This is a genomic window from Paenibacillus sp. J2TS4 (assembly GCF_018403245.1).
Lineage (GTDB): Bacteria > Bacillota > Bacilli > Paenibacillales > NBRC-103111 > Paenibacillus_L.
The window spans coordinates 134,546-153,168 of the sequence record NZ_BOSH01000008.1; the positions used below are offsets into that span (position 1 = coordinate 134,546).

Sequence of the window (18,623 nt, forward strand, 5' to 3'; positions counted from 1 at the left end):
GAATCATGGCGAATGCCCTATTAAGCTTTGAAACAATACCGAGGGTCGAGGATGCTGCCCCTTATATTGATCTGGCGGTAGAAATTATACGCCAGTCGGGTGTTAAATATGTCGTAGGGCCAATGGATACGATGCTGGAGGGAGATTTGGAGCAACTGCTCGACATTGTAAAGCGAGTAAACGTGGAGCTTGCCGCGCTCGGCGGGGGCGGCATTACTTCGATCATCAAGATCCAGTTTGATCCGGATGGCATCTCCATGGAACAAGTGACGGAGAGGTATCGGTAATGACCGGCCCATTCCGATGGAACAAATGGCTGCCCCCTGCCGTGGCAGCCTGCCTTTTTTTAATCATATGGCAGCTATCCACCGTATGGTTTGATGTTCAGAAATGGATTCTGCCGAGTCCCGTCCAGATCATACAAGAAGGCATCGCCCAATGGCCAAGAGTGTGGATGCATACTATGGCTACCCTCCAGCTGACCCTGATCGGATTTGCAGCCGGGATCGGGATCGGCTTCATCACAGCCATCCTCCTGCATTTGTTCCCGTTGATCAAGTCGGCCTGCTATCCGTTTCTGATCCTGACGCAAAATATTCCGATTATTGCGCTGGCTCCTTTGCTGCTCATCTGGTTCGGGCTCGGCCCTTTTCCAAGAATCATCATAATTATCATCGTGTGCTTCTTTCCGGTGACGATCTCGACATTAAACGGCTTGAAACAAACCGACACGAACATGCTGCGGTATATGGCCATGTCTGGAGCATCGAAGCGGCAAATTTTTGGGAAGCTGGAGCTTCCTCATGCAATTCCCAGTCTATTCTCCGGGCTGAAAATATCGGCCACCTACAGTGTGATGGCTGCCTTCATCGCGGAATGGCTCAGCGCCAGCGAAGGAATCGGGACGTATATGCGAACCGCCAACTCGGCTTTTCGCGCGGATCGGGTCTTCATCGGGATCGTCATTATCGTCTGCTTCAGCATGATCTTGTTCGGCTGTATCGTTCTGCTGGAAAAATGGCTGCTGCGCTGGAAAACCAGCCAAGGATAAACTCCTGCGGCTTTCTTGATCTCTGACCAAGAAAGCCTGTGTTTACCGTCGAAATTTATCGATCGAGAAGAAGCAGATATCTCCGGCCTGTTTAATAAAATGTCAAAAGGCGGCTAAATGTCAATAGAACACTTAGCCGCCTTATCTATCTGGACGCGTTCGAAGCGCGCTCTCTGTTTTTACCGATAATTTTCCGGATGCTGTCTTCGGACAGGTGATAGGTTTGAATCAACTCTATCATTTTGGACCCGTTCTTGTATTGGCGGTAAATTTCTTTATTTCTCCGCTCCAGGAGCAAGCGGGCCCCGTTATTTTCACCCCAACCTGCACGTTTATTCTCTCTTTTGGGGATATAAATGATTTCTCCTTGAATATATTCCTGCAGCTGCTTCAATAGGCTAGGGGGAAGAACATCCTTTCCATTTTTGTAGCTCACAGATGAAAACCTCCTCATTAATTGTCCTGCCATTGTAACGGTTCGTAAAAATAAGGTTTGCCGCTTTCATCTTGACACCTCCTTTTCAAAATTATGTATAAACCCAACGTTCGATAAGGAAAAAAAAGAACAAAAAAAACACGATAACCCAATCGTGCCTGTCGATGATGCCTATTTCATTCAGGTGACGGTTATAGACGATGCAAAGCTATTCAGTTAGAACCCCTTGGACGAGACGATTATTCAGGAACATTGCCATCTTCTCCTTTCACCTTTAATTGTTAATTACCCTTTCCTATTATATAACGTATATGGAAGCTCATCAAGAACTTATTTTCGCTTATTAGGAAGGGGCCCGGAGGCCCCGACCGATGAGATCCCGCTTTAGGCGGAGATCACCTCAACTAAAGTAATCAACCCGATCACACTCCTTTCCATGGAATTTGCCGGCACAATAAATTTACCCTTTTAAGCCGGGAAGTACAAGCGAAAGAATCGTTATAGTCGTTCTTTCCTCGTTCTTTGAAACTCCTGCAGCTACCACAGACCCCGCATTAATTTCGATAGAGCCTGGAACATATTTGTGCAACAATTTTTTCTCTTCTGACGTCCATTACTATGGAAATAATTACTACGTTAAGGAGGCACCCTTCATGAAAGCGAAGAAAACGATACTTGCTTTTGGTTTAACTACCGTCATGATGTTGTCTTTATTACCTTCCGCCATGGCGGACAAAGCGTCTCCCGCCATGCCGGGTTCGGAAGATACTGTCACCATCCTTCCGTTTCCAGGGCCGGAATGGTCGGATGCGGGAACAGGGAAAGAAGCCGAGGAAGCGTCAGCCCGAGCCAAAATCAATAAAGATCGGGCCATCGAGCTGGCTAAAGCATCCGCCGAAGTTCCTGCAGATTATTCCGTACAGAACATCAGTTTCAATACATGGAGCTCGACAAGCAAAGCCGGTGCGTGGAACATCAGCTTTGTGAAGGAGGAGCAGGACCGATTCTATGGAAACATCCAGGTCACGGTGGATGCAGAGTCGGGACAAATTATCTATATAAGCAAATATGCTAACGATCCCGCCAATCGCCCCTCTTTCCCGCCCAAGGTAGAGCTGGAACAAGCGAAGGACATTGCCGGAAAGCTCCTGCAGCGCTATAACCCTTCACTTCGGGATACGGTTCAATATAACGGGGAAATGGAAAAATGGGCGAAGCCGCCTCTCGATGGCAATGTTTCATACACGATTAAATATGACCGGGTCGTGAACGGAGTTCCGTTTCCCGGGAACTATATTCAATTTACGATTGATTCCAACGGGAACATGACCCAATACGAGTATCATTGGGATGAGCAGCTTTCATTCGAGGAAGCTTCCTCTGCCCTGAAGGCGGAACAAGTGCTGCAAATTTATCAAGAGCAAGCCAAGCCTTATCTGAGCTACCTTTTCTCCGGATATAGGAAGAACAAGGGACAGCCTGAGCCTATGCTGGCGTACTCGCTCAAAACAATGCTCCTTGATGCAAATTCGGGGCAGTTTATCCATGAAAACGGCAAGCCGATTTCTGATCCGGTCCGCTATTCTCCTATAACCGATAAACCGCTTGCGCCAAAACCGGAGGCTAATCTGGAGCTAACGGAGCAGCAAGCCGAGGAAAAAGCACGGGCCCTGCTTTCTCTGCCAGAAAACGCGGAATTGACCGACTCGTATTATCATGAAGACGTGGAGAGAGGAGCCGCAAGCTGGAATCTGAACTGGCAAGCTCCCAAGGAAGATGACAAGGAGAATTATTGGATTCACGCTTCCATTAACAGTGCTACAGGGGAAGTGACCTCTTACAGCAAAGGCAGACCGATTACGCTGGCAGACGAAACAAAGGATCCGCAAGCCGAATTCAAGATCGAAACAGCCAAGCAAACTGCCATCGAATTTGTCAAAAAAGTCTATCCGCACTATAGCAATCAATTAGCACTTGACGAACAGTCGCTGAATGATTTGCCTTTAGATAGAATGACTTCTAACAGCTCGTTATCGATTAACTTCAAGCAGTTAATTAACGGTATACCAACCGAGACGGACGGCCTCAGCGTTCAGATGGATACCGTTACGGGTGAAGTGAATGGGCTGTGGATGAATCTGTACACCTCTCCTCATCCGACGGACGTTCCCGAACCGATTAGCGAGAAGGAAGCCTTGTCCCTCCTGTTGTCGAGCTATGACCTGCAACTACAGTACATGGTTCCTTTCCAGTCGCGATATCCGATTCCTATCATGCCTAAGGACAACCCTTCGTCGCAGGAGAAAGAGAAGGTGCAGGTCAAGCCGGTCTATCGCTTGGTGCCGAAGCATCCTCTCGATGGCCTGTTCCTCGACGCTTCGACAGGAGAATGGCGCAATCAGGAAGATGGAGCACCCGCTAATCCGGTAAAGCAGCAGGCGACCGATCTCGACAATCACTGGGCTCGCAAAGAGCTGCAATTGATGATCGATTACAATGCTATCGATGTTGTGGACGGCAAGGTTCTGCCCGACAAAGCGATCACCCGCGGAGAAATGATCAAGATGCTCGTCATCGCCCGCAACGGCGGAGGATTCATCCCTTATTTTGATACGAAGCGTAAGGCGACTTTTGCCGACGTGAGCAGTTCCTCCCCTTACTTCTCTTATGTCGAGGCGGCGGTTGATGCGAACCTGATCGATCGGAATCAAGCCTCGTTCCAGCCCGATGACCGCATGAACAGAGAAGAACTTGCTGCGCTGCTCGTCCGAGCGTTAGGCTACAGTAAGCTGGCGGAATATCCGAACTTGTTTCAGTTGGACGCTACAGACGCCGATCAAATCGAGCTGAAAGGGCAGGTCGCTCTCGTTCTCGGCTTAGGGATTCTAACGACAAGCGATGATGGACAATTCCATGCCAAGCAGGAGGTCAGCCGCGCTCAGGCTGCAACCAGTTTCTATCGCTATTTAGAAAAAAGATCGACACTTAGAGATATTCCGGTGGAATATTATTGAGTCGTAATACGGAAGATGAGAAACGCGAAGCCCTCTGAGGCCTCGCGTTTCCTTAAGTATAGTTTTCCACCAACATCCTTGCCAACAGACTGCCATCTCCCCCACTATAACGGCTCCCGGGAGTCGGGATTTTCCCATTCTGCGGCCTGCGGAAGCTCCCTTAATTCCAGGCTTTGCCCACAATAGTAGCAGTACCTGGAGACCGCATCATTCTTAGTTCCGCAAGAGGAACACTCCGCTTGCGGAGGAGTCTTCTGCTCGAATCGATAACCGCAGGACGGACAGTAATTAGCTTCCAGAGGAACATTACGCCCGCATACGCATTCCTTGATTTGCTTGACTTCCTTAATTCTGATCTCCAGCTCCCGAATCTCCTGGCGAATTCGGACAATTTGCTGGCTGGCCTCCTCGATGAACGGCTCCGCCTGGGAGAGATCCTTACTCCCATATGCATTGAACACTTGCTCTCCGATCGCCTCGAAATACGTTTCCACTTCGCGTTCTTTCGTCGAAATTTGCGCCTTCATGCGAGTAATTTCAACCGTTTGCTGCGCCATTTTGGCCGCTTCCGCAGCGCCCTCCTTGAATTTGTTCAAAAATCCTTTCATTTTCATTTCCCCCTTCCGATGAATGAAATGTCCGAATATTTATAGCTCAATCTTGAAACCAGTGCTCTGACGCCCAATCTCCTCCTGGCGAAGGTGGATCTTATTCAGGTTCTTCTTAATGGAGGTCTCACATTTGAGCTCCCCTATGCGGGTAATAGTGCCCCCAAGATTGCAGTTGCCCAATTAGGAAGATTGAGAGCAAAAATGCCTCTTAAATCTAATCCCGACATAGGGATTCAAGTGCAAAAATGCCTCTTAAATCTAATCTTTTCCCGAAAATGGGGATTCAAGTGCAAAAGTACCCTCTAATTTTGGCGGAGTCGCCGTTTTTGACAAAACGTTGAAAATAGAGCGCATTTTTACCCCTTAATCGCAAATTTGGCTAAAACGGTAAAATTGGGGTGCATTTTCGCACCTTAATATTATTTTCTATATAAATGGCACTAAAGAAAGCGATCATTCCGTTCCGAAGGAAAGTGCCTCCGAAGCTTCAAACATCATACTCCTTCCCCAAAAAGTGAAGATGAGCTTCGAAGCAATTCCAGGTACTTTTCGGGGACCCCGAAACCAACAGATTCCTTATTTATGGGATGGGCCTTCGGATGGTAGGAATACAAAGCCAAAACTCGCCCTGGAAGCATCTTTCTTTCTCCACTCCATGATCTATAATTTCTTTAGTACCGTGTATATACTTAACTGCAGCCCCCCTTTTTACAGCTTATGATCCTACATGCCAATCTATGGTCGCAGGCAATTCCTTTTATAACCAAATTTTCCTTTCCCTTTCGTTGTCCTATTCATTACACTTAACTCTTGCTTATAAAAATAAAAACACTGCTTGACGAACTTTTCTCCTTGGGTACCTTTTGGCCGTAAAGAGTGAAGATATCTGAAATAACGATTCGCCGGAAAATTGATATCAATTATTTCATTTGATCTTTGTTAACATCATCATGTGAAATTAATGATTTCAGTCGATATTGTTGACACCGCGAGACTACAAGTGTAATATAATCTCATAAACTACATTTGTAATTGTAATCACTGGAGGGGTTTAATTTGAAAGAAATTCCGCGCATTTCCGAGTCGGAATGGGAAGTTATGAAAGTGTTATGGTCCTCAAATCATCCACGAACAGCTAATGAAATAAGTGAAATTCTAGTAAGCGATATTAACTGGAGTCCTAAAACCGTCAGAACATTGATAACACGACTGGTTGATAAACAAGCCGTTGGAATTGATCAATCTGGAAAGTCATATCTTTATTTTCCTTTGATTGATAAAGAACAAGGGTTACAAATCGAAACGCGATCTTTTCTAAAGAGAATGAAAGGGATAGGATTAAAGCCTATTCTTGCTCAGTTTATTAACGAACAAAAGCTATCTGAACAAGATATTATGGAGTTGAGGAAGCTTCTAGATCAAAGGGGGAGGTAATTTTGCAGCTGTTAACCTCTTCATTTAAAACCATTTTGACGACTTCGGCAATGGCCATTGTTATGATTTCTTTCATCTTTTTAATCAAATTTATGCTTAAGGACAACTTAAAACCTCGCTGGAGCTACCTTTTGTGGATACTGCTTCTTGTCAGGCTGACCATGCCTTGGTCACCGGAAAGTTCGATAAGTGTATTTAACCTTATTTCACTTGAACATATGGACAGGGTTATTGATGATCATCAATCAGCCTCATTACCTTCTATAGAGACAGAAAGTTATAACAAGGGAGCAAATAACATTCGAATCGAGATACCATCATCCAATGAGAAAGGAAAAGATTCAGGAATTTCATTTTGGAATGGATTGTCCATATTGTGGGTAATTGGTATTGGTTTAGTCACCCTATATACCATGATTGCTTATATTAGATTTGCAATTTACCAAAGAAGGGAATCCAAATCGTGCCATGATGTGACTTTATTGAAGATATTGGAGGATTGTAAACAGTCTCTTTCTATCCATCATAAGATCCGACTGCTTGAAACCGATGTAGTAGCTACTCCAAGTCTTTATGGCCTAATAAGACCAAAGATTCTTATTCCCACAGAGCTGAAAGGTGAGCTTAATGAACAAGAATGGAAGTACATCTTCCTTCATGAAATGTCCCACATTAAGCGTAAAGATGTTTGGGTCAATGGCTTAATGAGCCTAATTCTGCTTGTTCATTGGTTTAATCCAATAATTTGGATAGCGTACTTTCGAATGCGGGAAGATCAAGAAATCGCATGCGACTCCCTTGCGTTAAGCAGAATCAGTCAGGAAGAAAGTCGGAGCTACGCCTCAACATTAATTAAGTTGCTAGATTACTGGAAGCAACCCGCTATGTTATCTGGGGTAGTGAATGCAACAGGGAATATAAAGTATTTAAAACGGAGGATTTCAATGATTATATCAAAAAAACATTCGTACCGTTGGTCCCTTCTAGGCATGCTCACACTCGTAATCGTTGCAATATTCACCTTAACGGGGGCAAAATCAAATATAGACGAACAACAAAGGGTCGAACAAGTCGTTCATGATTATTACCGAAGTTTACAAGAAAAGAATAGTGAACTCTATTTAAGTTCTATCGCCCACTCACAACATCCCAGCACGAAATATTTTGCAAACAATTTAAAATATTCTGGAGATAATACAACTGAATACGAGATCATACGGACGGAAAAAATCAACAATTCAAAATATGAAGTATCCATTTCTAAAATAGTAGACGGGCTGGAATATCCAATAATTCCTTATGATGTTATCCTTGAAGAGGATGGTTGGAAATATGATCCCAGTACAATAACTATATACCCTAAAGAAGCGTTATTCCAAAGTATTGAAGAAAATGGAGTGAAAATCGCAGAAAATTCCGGATTTTTCCGGGATGTTCTTAGTGAGAACGACAATTTTATTATCAAAAAGTCAGAGAAGTCGCCTTTATACAACTAATAGTTTTTTTATGATAATTAGTCGGTCAAAATAGGTACGGCGAACACATTATGAATTATGTATTACCTTGTTCAAGACTCAATGTTCTCGAAAGCAAGCATTCCATCAAAACCATCATACTGGGTCCGATGAATCCATGAGATCGAAAAAATTTGCCACTTGGTTATGGAAACCAAGTGGCCATTTGCATACATTATTTCGTCTTCTTCTAACATCCTATATATACAACCACTCGCCCATTTTCGAATAAAAAGAAGACGTTTGGCTTAATTGGAGTCGTAGTGCCATCTACCAAACTACATTATATTTTCCGGTTAACCACGGATAATTAAAATTATATACATTAACTGCATGATATCCATAAATGTAACTAAAGACTGTATATTCTTTTTCGAAGGCGTCAAGAGTTTTACTAGTGTAGAATACTCGTTCATCATTATCCTTAACCACATATAATTCTGCTATTACCCAGTTCAATTCATTATCAGGTTGATCATTTGAACCAGGAATAGACTCCACACCTAATGCGTTTGGAGAATAAATAGGTACGGACGGTGTTCCATAATTGTAAGTTAAAAAATCTTGTACTCCAATCTCGTTGTGTTTCGAAATTTTCTTTATTAAGAAACTTTCATTTTCACTCACAACATTATCATAGAACGGAGAATCCTTCTCTAAATAAATACCTAGATTATTAAACTCCCGGGTTAATACATCCTTTGGATAAATAATGATTCTTGAATTATCAACTTTCCACTCCCCATTTTCTAGAACAACATCATATGGAATTATAGGGTATTCTTCTCCATCTAATGTTTTAGAAACATGTACTTCAAAATTTAAATTATTGATCTTTTCTATTTTTACTATTTCATATTCAGTATTTGAATCTGTATTAGTAAGATTTTTTGCGAAATACTGTTTATCAGGACTGATAGAATTAGCCACAGACGCTAAATAAAGATTCCCATCTTTTTCGATCAAACTTCTAAAATAGTTATGAACGACCTGCTCCACCTCTTGCTGTTCTAGATCATTCGAAGCATAAGTCCAACTCGAAAAAATAATTGTAGATACAAAAAGAAAAACGGTAAATAACGACACCATTAACTTTTTCCCCATAATAAATCCTCCCATTTCATTTTTTTATTATTTTTACCTAATTCGTACCGAAACTATGTATTCACCTCCAATATTTGAACTTATCATATTATACAATAATATAGGAAATATTTGTTTAACATATCAATTTTTGGTATTAAATTACCATTGTTTTGAATCTAATGTAACATATTACCTTTTTTGTATAATTACTGTATAGTCCTTTTGGATAATAGATTAAAGATGATGTGAGACCATATACCCAATTAATGGATAACCCTAATTGTTTTGAGGAGTTGTAATGCCTTAGAAATAGATTTAGCAAGTCAGTTCTACAAAGACTACAGTAACTGATTTAGTTGAGATTAAATACGTAGGAGGTACTTTTGTCGCGGATTACCAAAATTTAATAGAACCATTTTATTGAAGGATTCATCAATGTTCTGCATTCAATCTCAGGTCCGTAGTTACTAGGGGTTGTTGTCTAGGCATTTACTGTCATAAATATGTAAGTAATCGGCTAAGCTTTTTTTATTAGAAGGAGTCGTTCTTCGATTGGTCCGTCCTCTTAGACTTCGCTCTTATTTATTGGAATCGCTCTGGAGTTGTCAATGACTCCGTTATTCCTCGGTGAAAACATAAGATGGGCAGCCGCCAATGCCAATCTATGGTTGAAGAAAATTCCTTTTATAACCAAATTTTCCTTTCCCTTTCGTTAACCTATTCATTACACTTAACCTATGCAGCATGCCCCACCCTGTCTTTTTGAAGTTAAGGAGACAATAACGGCTGCTAATGCCATTTTATCGAAGGAGTCCATCCCATGTTCCGCATTCAAATTCCGGTCCGTCATTATTGGAAGCTGTTGTCCGGCTACCTGCTGCCACAAAAAGCTAGAGTCATCGGATTGGCTTTTCTTATCGGGGGCGGGATCGTTCTTCAACTGGTCCATCCTCAAATCTTACGTTATTTCATTGACACCGCTTCTGCGGGAGGAGCTTTACAAAATCTGATTTCGGCCGCGATTTTATTTATTGGAATCGCTCTGGTCCAGCAAGCGGTTAACGTCGCTTCCGTATATTTTGGAGAAAATATTGGATGGACGGCCACCAACGCGATGCGGGGAGATTTGGCCTCCCATTGTCTCAAGCTGGATATGTCCTTTCATAAATCTCATACAGCCGGGGAGCTGATTGAACGGATAGATGGCGACGTCAATTCACTGGCCAACTTTTTCTCCAATTTCGTCGTTGTTTTGATGAGCAATCTGCTGCTGCTGATCGGAATTCTCGGACTTTTATATATGGAAGACTGGAGGGTTGGGCTGGGCCTTACCGGATTCGTGGCCATCGCGCTGGTCACGATCCAAAAGATCCGCTCCTTCGCCGTCCCCTTCTGGACAAAAGTCAGGCAAATGAGCGCCCGGTTTTACGGCTTTCTTGGAGAGCATCTGGAAGGAACCGAGGATACCCGGTCGAATGGGGCGACTCCTTATGTGATGAGGCGTTTTTTACTGCTTCTACGCGAGTGGGTGCCGGCCCGCGTCAAGGCGGCCATGGGATCTGCGGCTATGTGGATCTCTACTTTGCTGGTTTTTACTATCGGCAATGCGATCACCTTCGTTCTATGCGCCTACCTGTGGAAAAGCGGCAAACTGACCCTAGGCGCCATTTATATGATCTTCTATTATACGGAGCTGCTTATTAAACCGATCGAAAGAATCCGAACCCAACTGGAGGATTTGCAAAAGGCTGACGCCAGCATCCACCGCATCCGTGAGCTGTTTGCCGTTACTTCTAAAATCAAAGACGGAGACCGGGAACTCCCCGAAGGAGCTTTAAGCGTCGAATTGGATAGTGTTTCCTTCGGCTACATAGAAGAGGAACAGATCCTTCGCCGCGTCTCGTTCCAATTGGAGGCCGGCCGCACACTGGCCATTCTCGGCCGGACCGGCAGCGGCAAGACGACGATCGCCCGGCTGTTGATCCGATTTTACGAGGCCCAGCAGGGAACAGTGCGGCTGGGAGATGTTCCGGTGACCGATGTCCGGCTGCACGATCTTCGCCGGAGAATAGGCGCCGTAACCCAGGATGTGCAAATCTTCCAAGGCACCGTCCGCGACAATCTGACCTTCTTCGACCGTTCGATTTCCGATTCAGCCATGATCGATATTATCCGGGAGGTCGGTTTAGGAGATTGGTTCTCCGCTCTACCGGACGGCCTGGATTCGTCGCTGGATACCGGGGGCAGCGGCTTATCTGCTGGAGAAGCACAGCTGCTTGCTTTGGCCAGAGTCTTCCTGACCGACCCCGGGCTGGTCATCCTGGACGAAGCCTCTTCCCGTCTCGACCCTGCAACGGAATCGCAGCTGGAGAAGGCGATCAGCAAGCTGCTTCAAGGGCGCACCGCGATATTGATAGCCCATCGGCTGACGACCGTCCAGAGAGCGGATCAGATTGTGATTATGGAACGGGGACAAGTGCTTGAATACGGGGATAAGGAATGGCTGATGCGGGATCATACTTCGCATTATTATCAACTGCTGGTCGCGGGCAAAATGGAGGTGACCGCATGACAACCTTCCAATTTATGATCAAGCTGATCCGGTATCGTCCCGGCTGGTATGTGGCGAACATTGTTTTCTGGTCGCTCATCTACTTGTCCCCGATTATTCCGGGATTATTGATCCGCGAATTTTTTAACCGGCTGGAGCAGCCGGACGGGGCGCGTTTTACCGTCCTGGCCATCATCGCCTTATTGGTGGCGGCCGCGCTGGCCAAAGCGTGCTTCATCCTCTGCGGGTTCTTCATCGATACGGTTCATCGATTTATGAACGGATCTTTGGTCCGTCGGAATTTATTCGCACATGTCCTTAGGCAGCCCGGAGCCCGGTCGATCCCCTGCTCGCCCGGGGAAGCGATCAGCCAGTTCCGGGATGATGCCGATCAGGCGGAGAACGTAGTCAGTTGGACGGCTGACGTCGTTGGAATGTCGCTATTTGCCATCAGCTCTTTCTTTATTCTGCTGAACATCCATTCCCGGCTGACCCTGTGGGTATTTATGCCGCTGATCGTTATTTTCTCACTTGTCCACCTGCTGACCTCCTGTCTGCAGGCGTATCGCAGCGCCAGCCGGGAAGCGACCAGCCGGGTAACCGGTGCTATCAGCGAAATGTTCACCTCGGTGCAGGCGATTCAAATCGCTGCGGCGGAAGACCGGATCATGGAGAACTTCCGGAAGCTGAACGACAACCGCAGAAGGACGATGCTGAAAGACCGGGTATTCAGTCAAGGGCTGGAGGCGACTTTTGCCAATACGGTCACGATCGGGACGGGCTTCATCCTTATTCTTTCCGCTCAATCGATCCGGGAAGGCTCCTTTACGGTCGGGGACTTCGCTCTGTTTGTTTATTATCTGGGGTTTGTTTCGGACTTCATTATGTTCTTCGGCCGCTTTCTGGCCATGATCAAACAAACGGACGTCTCCCTACGAAGAATGACCGGTCTGCTCCAAGGAGCTCCGGCCGAGACCATCGTCCGCCATCATCCGCTTCACCTGAGAGGCCCGCTGCCCGATCCGGCCGGTCCGATCAATCCCACGACCGATCCGACGACTGGTCCGTCCGAGAGTACGGGCTGGCCGGACCGTCGTCTGGAAACGTTGGAAGCGACTGGCCTTACGTATCGGTATCCGGAAACCGGACGCGGAATCGAGGACATTCGACTGCGTCTTGTCCGAGGTTCCTTCACGGTCATTACCGGAAGAATAGGCTCGGGCAAGACGACGCTCGTGCGGACGCTGCTTGGGCTGCTGCCCAAAGAAGCCGGAGAAGTGAGGTGGAACGGCACGACCATCGACCAGCCGGACACCTTCTTCGTCCCGCCCCGCAGCGCATATACTTCACAAGTCCCGAAGCTATACAGTGACACGCTGCAGGAGAACATTGTAATGGGTCTCGGAGAGGAAGGGATGACTATCGACGAAGCGCTCCATCTAGCCGTCATGGAGCAGGACGTCGATACATTGGAGAATGGCCTGAATACCGTTATCGGTCCCCGCGGCGTCAAGCTGTCCGGAGGACAAATCCAGCGAACGGCGGCCGCTCGAATGTTCTACCGGAGTGCCGAGCTGCTGGTCTTCGACGATTTATCGAGCGCACTGGACGTTCGGACCGAAGATGCCCTCTGGGAACGGCTATACAAGCATACGAACGCCACCTGTCTGGTCGTCTCCCACCGCAGAACCGCCCTTAAGCATGCCGACCACATTATCGTTATGCGGAACGGACGAATCGAAGCCGAAGGGACGCTGACGGACCTGCTGGAAACCAGCGAAGAAATGCGGAGGCTATGGAGCGGTAAATGGGAAGAAACGGAGGATCAGGCTTGACAACCTGCGGTCTCACGGACAAACTGAAGGAGAGCTTTATTGCCAGATCCATGGGTGAGCGCTGGCAGTCAAACTCCTGGAACAAGGTGGAATATTATGTCCCCAGTGAAGGGGAATAAATGTAAGAGAGTACATGTTCATTCGAAAATCTGGTTAATATCCGAGAAGAGTGCGAAAGTGCATGTCCATTCCCGCCATTTCTTATCAAGATCCATAAGTGCGGGGCACTTTCTTGAATGTATCATGGCGCAGGAGGTCACCAACCGTAATGAGCAAATCTAACAAAGTAGATGTCAACAAGCTGGATCGCTGGATGAAGCCGGACACGGAAGTCCAATCCGGGATGCAGTGGCTGTCTCCGCGGAACGAGCCGTTCCGGATCAGCGGTTTTCCCTGGCTTAATCAGGACGGCCGCTATCGGAGGCTGCCCGCTGCCCCCAACTGGCCCATTCCGCCCGCAGTAGATTCTCTCGCTAATTGTACGGCCGGCGGTCAAATCCGGTTCCAGACCGACTCGAGGAAGCTGGCGATCCGGGTTCAGTTGTCCGGACCGGCCAATATGTCCCACATGCCCTCGACCGGTCAATGCGGATTTGACTGCTATGTGGAGATCGACGGGGACAATCGCTACGGCTGTACAACAGTATACGATCATACCCGGACCGACTACGAGGTCAATCTGTTCGACGTAGACGATAAGAGGATGCGCAGCATCACCCTGTACTTCCCCCTGTACCAAGGGGTGGAATCCGTAGAGCTTGGGCTGGAGACGGACGCGGTCCTCCAGGCACCCGTCCCTTATGCAAGCGACAAGAAAGTTATTATTTACGGAACGTCCATTACTCAAGGAGGCTGTGCTTCCCGCCCGGGAATGGCCTACCCGAATATTATGAGCCGCTCCATTCCGTTGGAGTTCATCAATCTCGGTTTCTCCGGCAATGGACGGGGAGAACCCGAATTAGCCCGGATTCTGTGCGAAATCGAGAATCCAGGCTGCTATGTGTTAGATTATGAAGCCAACTGTGTCAGTCCAGACAAACTTCGCGAGACGCTGCCCGAGTTTATCCGCATTTTGCGCGCGAGCCATCCCGAAGTGCCCATTGTAGTCCTGAGCAAAATCCGTTTCTCTCGTGAACGGTTGAATCCCTCTCTTCTGCAAAATCGTCTCATCAATCTACAAACCCAAAAGGAAACCGTAGAAAGATTGCGAGCGCAAGGAGACCATAACATTCACTTCTATGACGGCTCCACTCTACTCGGCGACCGTTACGACGAATGTACGGTGGATGGAACCCATCCTACCGATTTAGGTTTCCTGCTTATGGCGGACGGGTTGACCCCCTTTATTCGCCAGCTGCTGGCAGAGCTATTATAGCTCTGCCCCAGCCCGATTGGGCTTTCCTTCTATTTTGCCAATAGGGAGCCAGATCGTAACCACCGTTCCTTCCCCCCATACGCTGCTTATGCCCATTCTTCCCCGGTGCAGCTGGACGATCTCTTTGCAAATGGACAATCCCAGCCCGCTTCCCGGATAACGGGTCGTTCCCTTGAAAAACTTCTCCGTAACCCGCTTAATATTTTCCGCCTGGATGCCTTCTCCGGTATCCGCGATCTGGATTCGAACCTCATCCGCTTCCCTGGCCGTCGACAGCCGGATCGTTCCTCCTTCCGGAGTGAACTTAATAGCATTGTCCAGCAAATTGACCATCACTTGCTTAAGCCGGTTGCGGTCTGCCGCCAATTCGAGCGGACCTTCGCCTAATTGGACCTCGATCTTTAGCTTGTGGCGATTTCCACTGGCGATGAACTGCTCCCCGATTTCCTCCATCAACCGATTCACATCGACTAACTCGCAACGAATGCCGATTCCTCCCGATTGGAGCTTGGAGAAATCGAGCAAATCCTCCACCAGGCCTATCAATCGGTCGGTCTCTTTGGAAATCACTCCGAGCCCGAGCGTCGTCTCCTCCTTCTCCTCCAAGCCTCCGGAAATGAGCGTCTCGCTCCAGCCTTTGATCGATGTTAACGGAGTGCGTAATTCATGCGAAACCGAAGATATAAATTCGTTCTTCAGCTTTTCATTGCGCACGATTTCATCCGCCATATAATTCAAGGTTTCGGCCAAGTGGCCGACTTCATCGTCATACCTCTTTTCAGCTTTGGTCGAGAAGTCTCCCCCTGCCATGTGCTTGGCCACCGTTGTCAGTTCCCCAATCGGACTGACAATTCTCCGGGCCAGCAGCCAGCTGACGAATAGAGAGAGGAAAATGACAGCAGCTCCCACTCCAACAGCCACGCCAGTAATTTTATTAAGAACCTCATCTATTTTTTTGATCGACGTCGTATAACGGAGAATCCCTATCATTCGAGAGTCTTGCATCAATGGCTGAGAGAGCGCCAGTATCCGCTCCTTCGTCTCCGGCTCGATGCCCATCCAGGTCCCTGTAGAGCCTTTCAAGGCCGCATTGATATCGGGCGTCGGCATTTTTTTGCCCGGAGGGAAACCATAGGAATCGATAACCAGATTTCCGTATAAATCAATCACTTCCACCCGAGTAAAGTCATCCGTTTCATTTTCGAAAATATATCTGGACTGTTCCCCAAGCGAAAAATCGTCCAAATATTGACCGTAAAATCTGGCGGATACCGCAGCCCTCTCATTGAGAGCCTGGGTTGCGCTCCCGTAGTAGTACTGTCTGACCGTACCGACAAACAGCACTCCCAATAACAGAACCACACCCAGAATAACGATGCCGTACCCAATCATCATTCTGCCTCTGATCGTCTTCAATTCGGATGTCCCTTCCACATGTATCCGTATCCCCAGACCGTCTCAATATAGTGGGGACGTGACGGATCTTTTTCAATTTTTTGACGAATTCTGCGAATATTTACATCCACCGTTTTGAGATCACCGATATAATGCTTTCCCCAGACGGAATCGAGAATCTCATCCCGGCTTATACTTTTGTTAGGTCTCTCCATAAATAATTTCATTATAGAAAATTCGGTCGGAGTTACGTCAATTTCATCCCCATTCTTATACAATTTTCGTTCGTCCAGAGAGATGGAGAAAGGACCGGATTCCACCAGATTTCTTGCCGACTGGGAAGAATTCAATCTGCGATGCAAGGCCTGGACCCGGGCGACCAGCTCCGTCGGGCTGAACGGTTTAACTACATAATCATCCGCGCCCAACTGCAGCCCCGTCACTTTATCCGTATCCTGCGTCTTCGCCGTCAGCATAATAATCCCCATGTCAGGATAGAGCTTCCGGATTTGCTCGCAAACCTCGAAGCCGCTAATAGTGGGAAGCATCACGTCCAGGATGGCGATTTCGACCGGTTCCTGTTCCAACTTAGCAAGAGCCTCTTCTCCGGTCTCCGCTTCAATGACCTCAATGCCGCTGCGGCCTAAATTAATTCGGACAAACCCACGGATAGATTCTTCGTCTTCCAAGATCAGTACCTTCATCCCAACCGTCCTTTCTATACTGTAACTTATGGTCATCATGCAGACCCTGATTATTTATTGCGGCAAGCCAACTCTGGACTTCCAATCGCCTTTCTCCTTATAGGCGTCATGATTGAACTTATGGAGTTCCAATGATAAATAGCTTCTGCTAGTGAACAAAATGAAATAGATCTCGAATTTGCTGAGGGTCTATTCGCAATTTTTCATATTCCTTGGCCGCTTGTTCAGGCAGCTTCGGATGTTCTGTAGGAAGAAGGGCAATGAATGTTTTCTCATTTCGCTCTCCAAGGGGAACGATCTCCGACTGCTTATCCTTCCTGTCCCGCTCCTTCTCTTGCTTGTCATCCCGGGGAAAGTAAGCGAGCGTCAACAGCTCTTGCTTGTATTTCCTATCTTCACCGACATATTCGAAAAGGAACGATCCGGAAGAAGCATCCTCTTCTTTCGTAATCGTAATCCGGTCATGCCAGCCGTCGGGAAAATCAAAGCGGAATCCCGCAGAAAAATCGTAAAAGTTGTCGTGAACCCGCTTTAACCCGTCCAATCCATCCCATTGATGCCAGGAATGAATCCAGGGGACGGCTACCATCGGCAGCTCTTCTGTACCCGGCGGCTGTCTCATCAAGTCAATCTCAATAATTCCATCTTGATTGATATCCTCGCTCATTACGGTATAAGGGTTATAGATCCCTCCGCCATCCTTCGCCTTGGCCCCGCCGAACACATCGCGCAGGCGTCCCTCTTCCATGACCAGCAGAGTGGTGGTGGAGGAATGCGCTCCTACTCCGGCATCAATAAATACGCCTTTACGGGATTCCGTAGCGTTCCCAAGCAAAATCTGCGTATACCCGTTAATGGTTCCGTCCAACGCGATCCGGTCAGCCGGACGGAGCTTCCCTTCCAAATAGTGATACAGCTCCGCTTTGGCAATAGACTCGTTGCGATCAAGTTGAATCAGCACAACTTCAGATACCTGATCGTTATTCAAATCGCCGACTACTAACTCGCTGTACGAGTTGCGTCCGATTTCTCTTATCTTGCCGTCAGGGAAGCTGTAGACGGTTAACTCCTTCTTCACTTCTTCTCCGCCGCTCCAGCCAACCAGCATATCCTGAACTCCGTTACCCGTAACATCCTGGAAATCCAAATAATGGACCGCACTGCCCAACTCCTGAATTTCGGCAATTTTCTCCCAGGTTCCGCTCTTTTTGCTCAGGATAACGGCCCCAAGCTCAAACTGATTCATCTCTTTTTTATAAAAGGCGATCGCTTCATTCAAGCCATCCCCATCCAGATCAACCTCGCTGATGGCCGCCGTTCCTTTAGGAAAATGTGCCGGTAGCGTCAGCTTAGCCCCGGCGGGGAGCTGCTCAAGAACGGCCAGTCTCATCTCCTGCAGGTCTGCCGTCACGGACGGAGCCCTCAATAAATCAACAGGCGGTACGGCAAAGCTGCAGCCGGTCAATAAACCAAAGCAGCAGAGGATTGCGGCGCTGAATATCCATTTGTTGTACATTGACACCCTCCTTACAATCCGCCTTTCGAACGCTTAGATCCGTGTTGTCCAAACAATAGCCAGCTTCGGGGAAGCATATTTATGCTATCCGATCAAGGTCC

14 protein-coding genes are annotated in these 18,623 nt (G+C 47.2%); 8 read left to right on the plus strand and 6 right to left on the minus strand.

The genetic code is table 11. The annotated features are described in order from the left end of the window. The first annotated feature begins 5 nt into the window (after window positions 1-5). Both KJS69_RS17825 and KJS69_RS17830 read left to right on the plus strand, forming a co-directional pair. Entirely contained in the window at window positions 6-287 is a 282-nt protein-coding gene (locus tag KJS69_RS17825; RefSeq protein WP_213585144.1) for a thiamine-binding protein, read from the plus strand. Further along, a complete protein-coding gene (locus tag KJS69_RS17830) occupies window positions 287-1,051 on the plus strand; it encodes an ABC transporter permease (RefSeq protein WP_213585145.1) in 765 nt (254 codons plus the stop codon). Before KJS69_RS17825 ends, KJS69_RS17830 begins: the two co-directional genes overlap by 1 nt. A gap of 145 nt (window positions 1,052-1,196) precedes the next feature. Here KJS69_RS17830 and KJS69_RS17835 read toward each other — a convergent pair whose 3' ends face one another. Beyond that, complete coding sequence (locus tag KJS69_RS17835) at window positions 1,197-1,487, minus strand: CD3324 family protein (RefSeq protein WP_213585146.1); 291 nt, start codon at window positions 1,485-1,487, stop codon at window positions 1,197-1,199. 653 nt (window positions 1,488-2,140) lie between these two features. On the opposite strand from KJS69_RS17835, the gene KJS69_RS17840 reads away from it, so the two are divergent. Beyond that, the gene (locus KJS69_RS17840) at window positions 2,141-4,501 is read left to right on the plus strand and encodes a YcdB/YcdC domain-containing protein (protein ID WP_213585147.1); all 2,361 of its coding nucleotides are present in this window, start codon (window positions 2,141-2,143) and stop codon (window positions 4,499-4,501) included. Window positions 4,502-4,605: 104 nt separating this feature from the next. Here KJS69_RS17840 and KJS69_RS17845 read toward each other — a convergent pair whose 3' ends face one another. Continuing rightward, complete coding sequence (locus tag KJS69_RS17845; protein WP_213585148.1) at window positions 4,606-5,109, minus strand: zinc ribbon domain-containing protein; 504 nt, start codon at window positions 5,107-5,109, stop codon at window positions 4,606-4,608. Window positions 5,110-6,168: 1,059 nt separating this feature from the next. Here KJS69_RS17845 and KJS69_RS17850 point away from each other — a divergent pair. Further along, the gene (locus tag KJS69_RS17850; RefSeq protein WP_213585149.1) at window positions 6,169-6,546 is read left to right on the plus strand and encodes a BlaI/MecI/CopY family transcriptional regulator; all 378 of its coding nucleotides are present in this window, start codon (window positions 6,169-6,171) and stop codon (window positions 6,544-6,546) included. Window positions 6,547-6,548: 2 nt separating this feature from the next. Next, the gene (locus tag KJS69_RS17855; RefSeq protein WP_213585150.1) at window positions 6,549-8,042 is read left to right on the plus strand and encodes a M56 family metallopeptidase; all 1,494 of its coding nucleotides are present in this window, start codon (window positions 6,549-6,551) and stop codon (window positions 8,040-8,042) included. 288 nt (window positions 8,043-8,330) lie between these two features. Here KJS69_RS17855 and KJS69_RS17860 read toward each other — a convergent pair whose 3' ends face one another. Further along, window positions 8,331-9,164 (minus strand): hypothetical protein, encoded by an 834-nt coding sequence (locus KJS69_RS17860; RefSeq protein ID WP_213585151.1) that lies wholly within the window; start codon window positions 9,162-9,164, stop codon window positions 8,331-8,333. An 802-nt stretch (window positions 9,165-9,966) separates the two neighbouring features. Between KJS69_RS17860 and KJS69_RS17865 the strand changes: the two genes are divergently transcribed. The 3 genes from KJS69_RS17865 to KJS69_RS17875 all read left to right on the plus strand — a co-directional run bounded on the left by KJS69_RS17865 (window position 9,967) and on the right by KJS69_RS17875 (window position 14,907). After that, window positions 9,967-11,718: an ABC transporter ATP-binding protein gene (locus KJS69_RS17865; RefSeq protein ID WP_213585152.1), complete on the plus strand. Its 1,752-nt coding sequence runs from the start codon at window positions 9,967-9,969 to the stop codon at window positions 11,716-11,718. Continuing rightward, window positions 11,715-13,532: an ABC transporter ATP-binding protein gene (locus KJS69_RS17870; protein ID WP_213585153.1), complete on the plus strand. Its 1,818-nt coding sequence runs from the start codon at window positions 11,715-11,717 to the stop codon at window positions 13,530-13,532. The genes KJS69_RS17865 and KJS69_RS17870 overlap by 4 nt, the downstream gene beginning before the upstream one ends. A 268-nt stretch (window positions 13,533-13,800) precedes the next feature. After that, on the plus strand, window positions 13,801-14,907 hold the full coding sequence (locus KJS69_RS17875) for an SGNH/GDSL hydrolase family protein (RefSeq protein WP_213585154.1): 1,107 nt from the start codon (window positions 13,801-13,803) through the stop codon (window positions 14,905-14,907). Here the strand turns inward: KJS69_RS17875 and KJS69_RS17880 are convergent. The 3 genes from KJS69_RS17880 to KJS69_RS17890 form a co-directional block, all read right to left on the minus strand. After that, complete coding sequence (locus KJS69_RS17880) at window positions 14,902-16,323, minus strand: HAMP domain-containing sensor histidine kinase (protein ID WP_213585155.1); 1,422 nt, start codon at window positions 16,321-16,323, stop codon at window positions 14,902-14,904. The two genes, KJS69_RS17875 and KJS69_RS17880, sit on opposite strands and share 6 nt — an antisense overlap. Further along, a complete protein-coding gene (locus KJS69_RS17885; protein WP_213585156.1) occupies window positions 16,320-17,006 on the minus strand; it encodes a response regulator transcription factor in 687 nt (228 codons plus the stop codon). Before KJS69_RS17885 ends, KJS69_RS17880 begins: the two co-directional genes overlap by 4 nt. 148 nt (window positions 17,007-17,154) lie before the next feature. Further along, a complete protein-coding gene (locus tag KJS69_RS17890; RefSeq protein ID WP_213585157.1) occupies window positions 17,155-18,522 on the minus strand; it encodes a VCBS repeat-containing protein in 1,368 nt (455 codons plus the stop codon). Between the last annotated feature and the right edge of the window lie 101 nt (window positions 18,523-18,623).

Coding starts and splice junctions, on each gene's coding strand:
- KJS69_RS17825 (WP_213585144.1), top strand. CDS start 6: ATGGCGAATGCCCTATTAAGCTTTGAAACAATACCGAGGGTCGAGGAT.
- KJS69_RS17830 (WP_213585145.1), top strand. CDS start 287: ATGACCGGCCCATTCCGATGGAACAAATGGCTGCCCCCTGCCGTGGCA.
- KJS69_RS17840 (WP_213585147.1), top strand. CDS start 2,141: ATGAAAGCGAAGAAAACGATACTTGCTTTTGGTTTAACTACCGTCATG.
- KJS69_RS17845 (WP_213585148.1), bottom strand. CDS start 5,109: ATGAAAGGATTTTTGAACAAATTCAAGGAGGGCGCTGCGGAAGCGGCC.
- KJS69_RS17860 (WP_213585151.1), bottom strand. CDS start 9,164: ATGGGGAAAAAGTTAATGGTGTCGTTATTTACCGTTTTTCTTTTTGTA.
- KJS69_RS17865 (WP_213585152.1), top strand. CDS start 9,967: ATGTTCCGCATTCAAATTCCGGTCCGTCATTATTGGAAGCTGTTGTCC.
- KJS69_RS17870 (WP_213585153.1), top strand. CDS start 11,715: ATGACAACCTTCCAATTTATGATCAAGCTGATCCGGTATCGTCCCGGC.
- KJS69_RS17875 (WP_213585154.1), top strand. CDS start 13,801: ATGAGCAAATCTAACAAAGTAGATGTCAACAAGCTGGATCGCTGGATG.
- KJS69_RS17885 (WP_213585156.1), bottom strand. CDS start 17,006: ATGAAGGTACTGATCTTGGAAGACGAAGAATCTATCCGTGGGTTTGTC.
- KJS69_RS17890 (WP_213585157.1), bottom strand. CDS start 18,522: ATGTACAACAAATGGATATTCAGCGCCGCAATCCTCTGCTGCTTTGGT.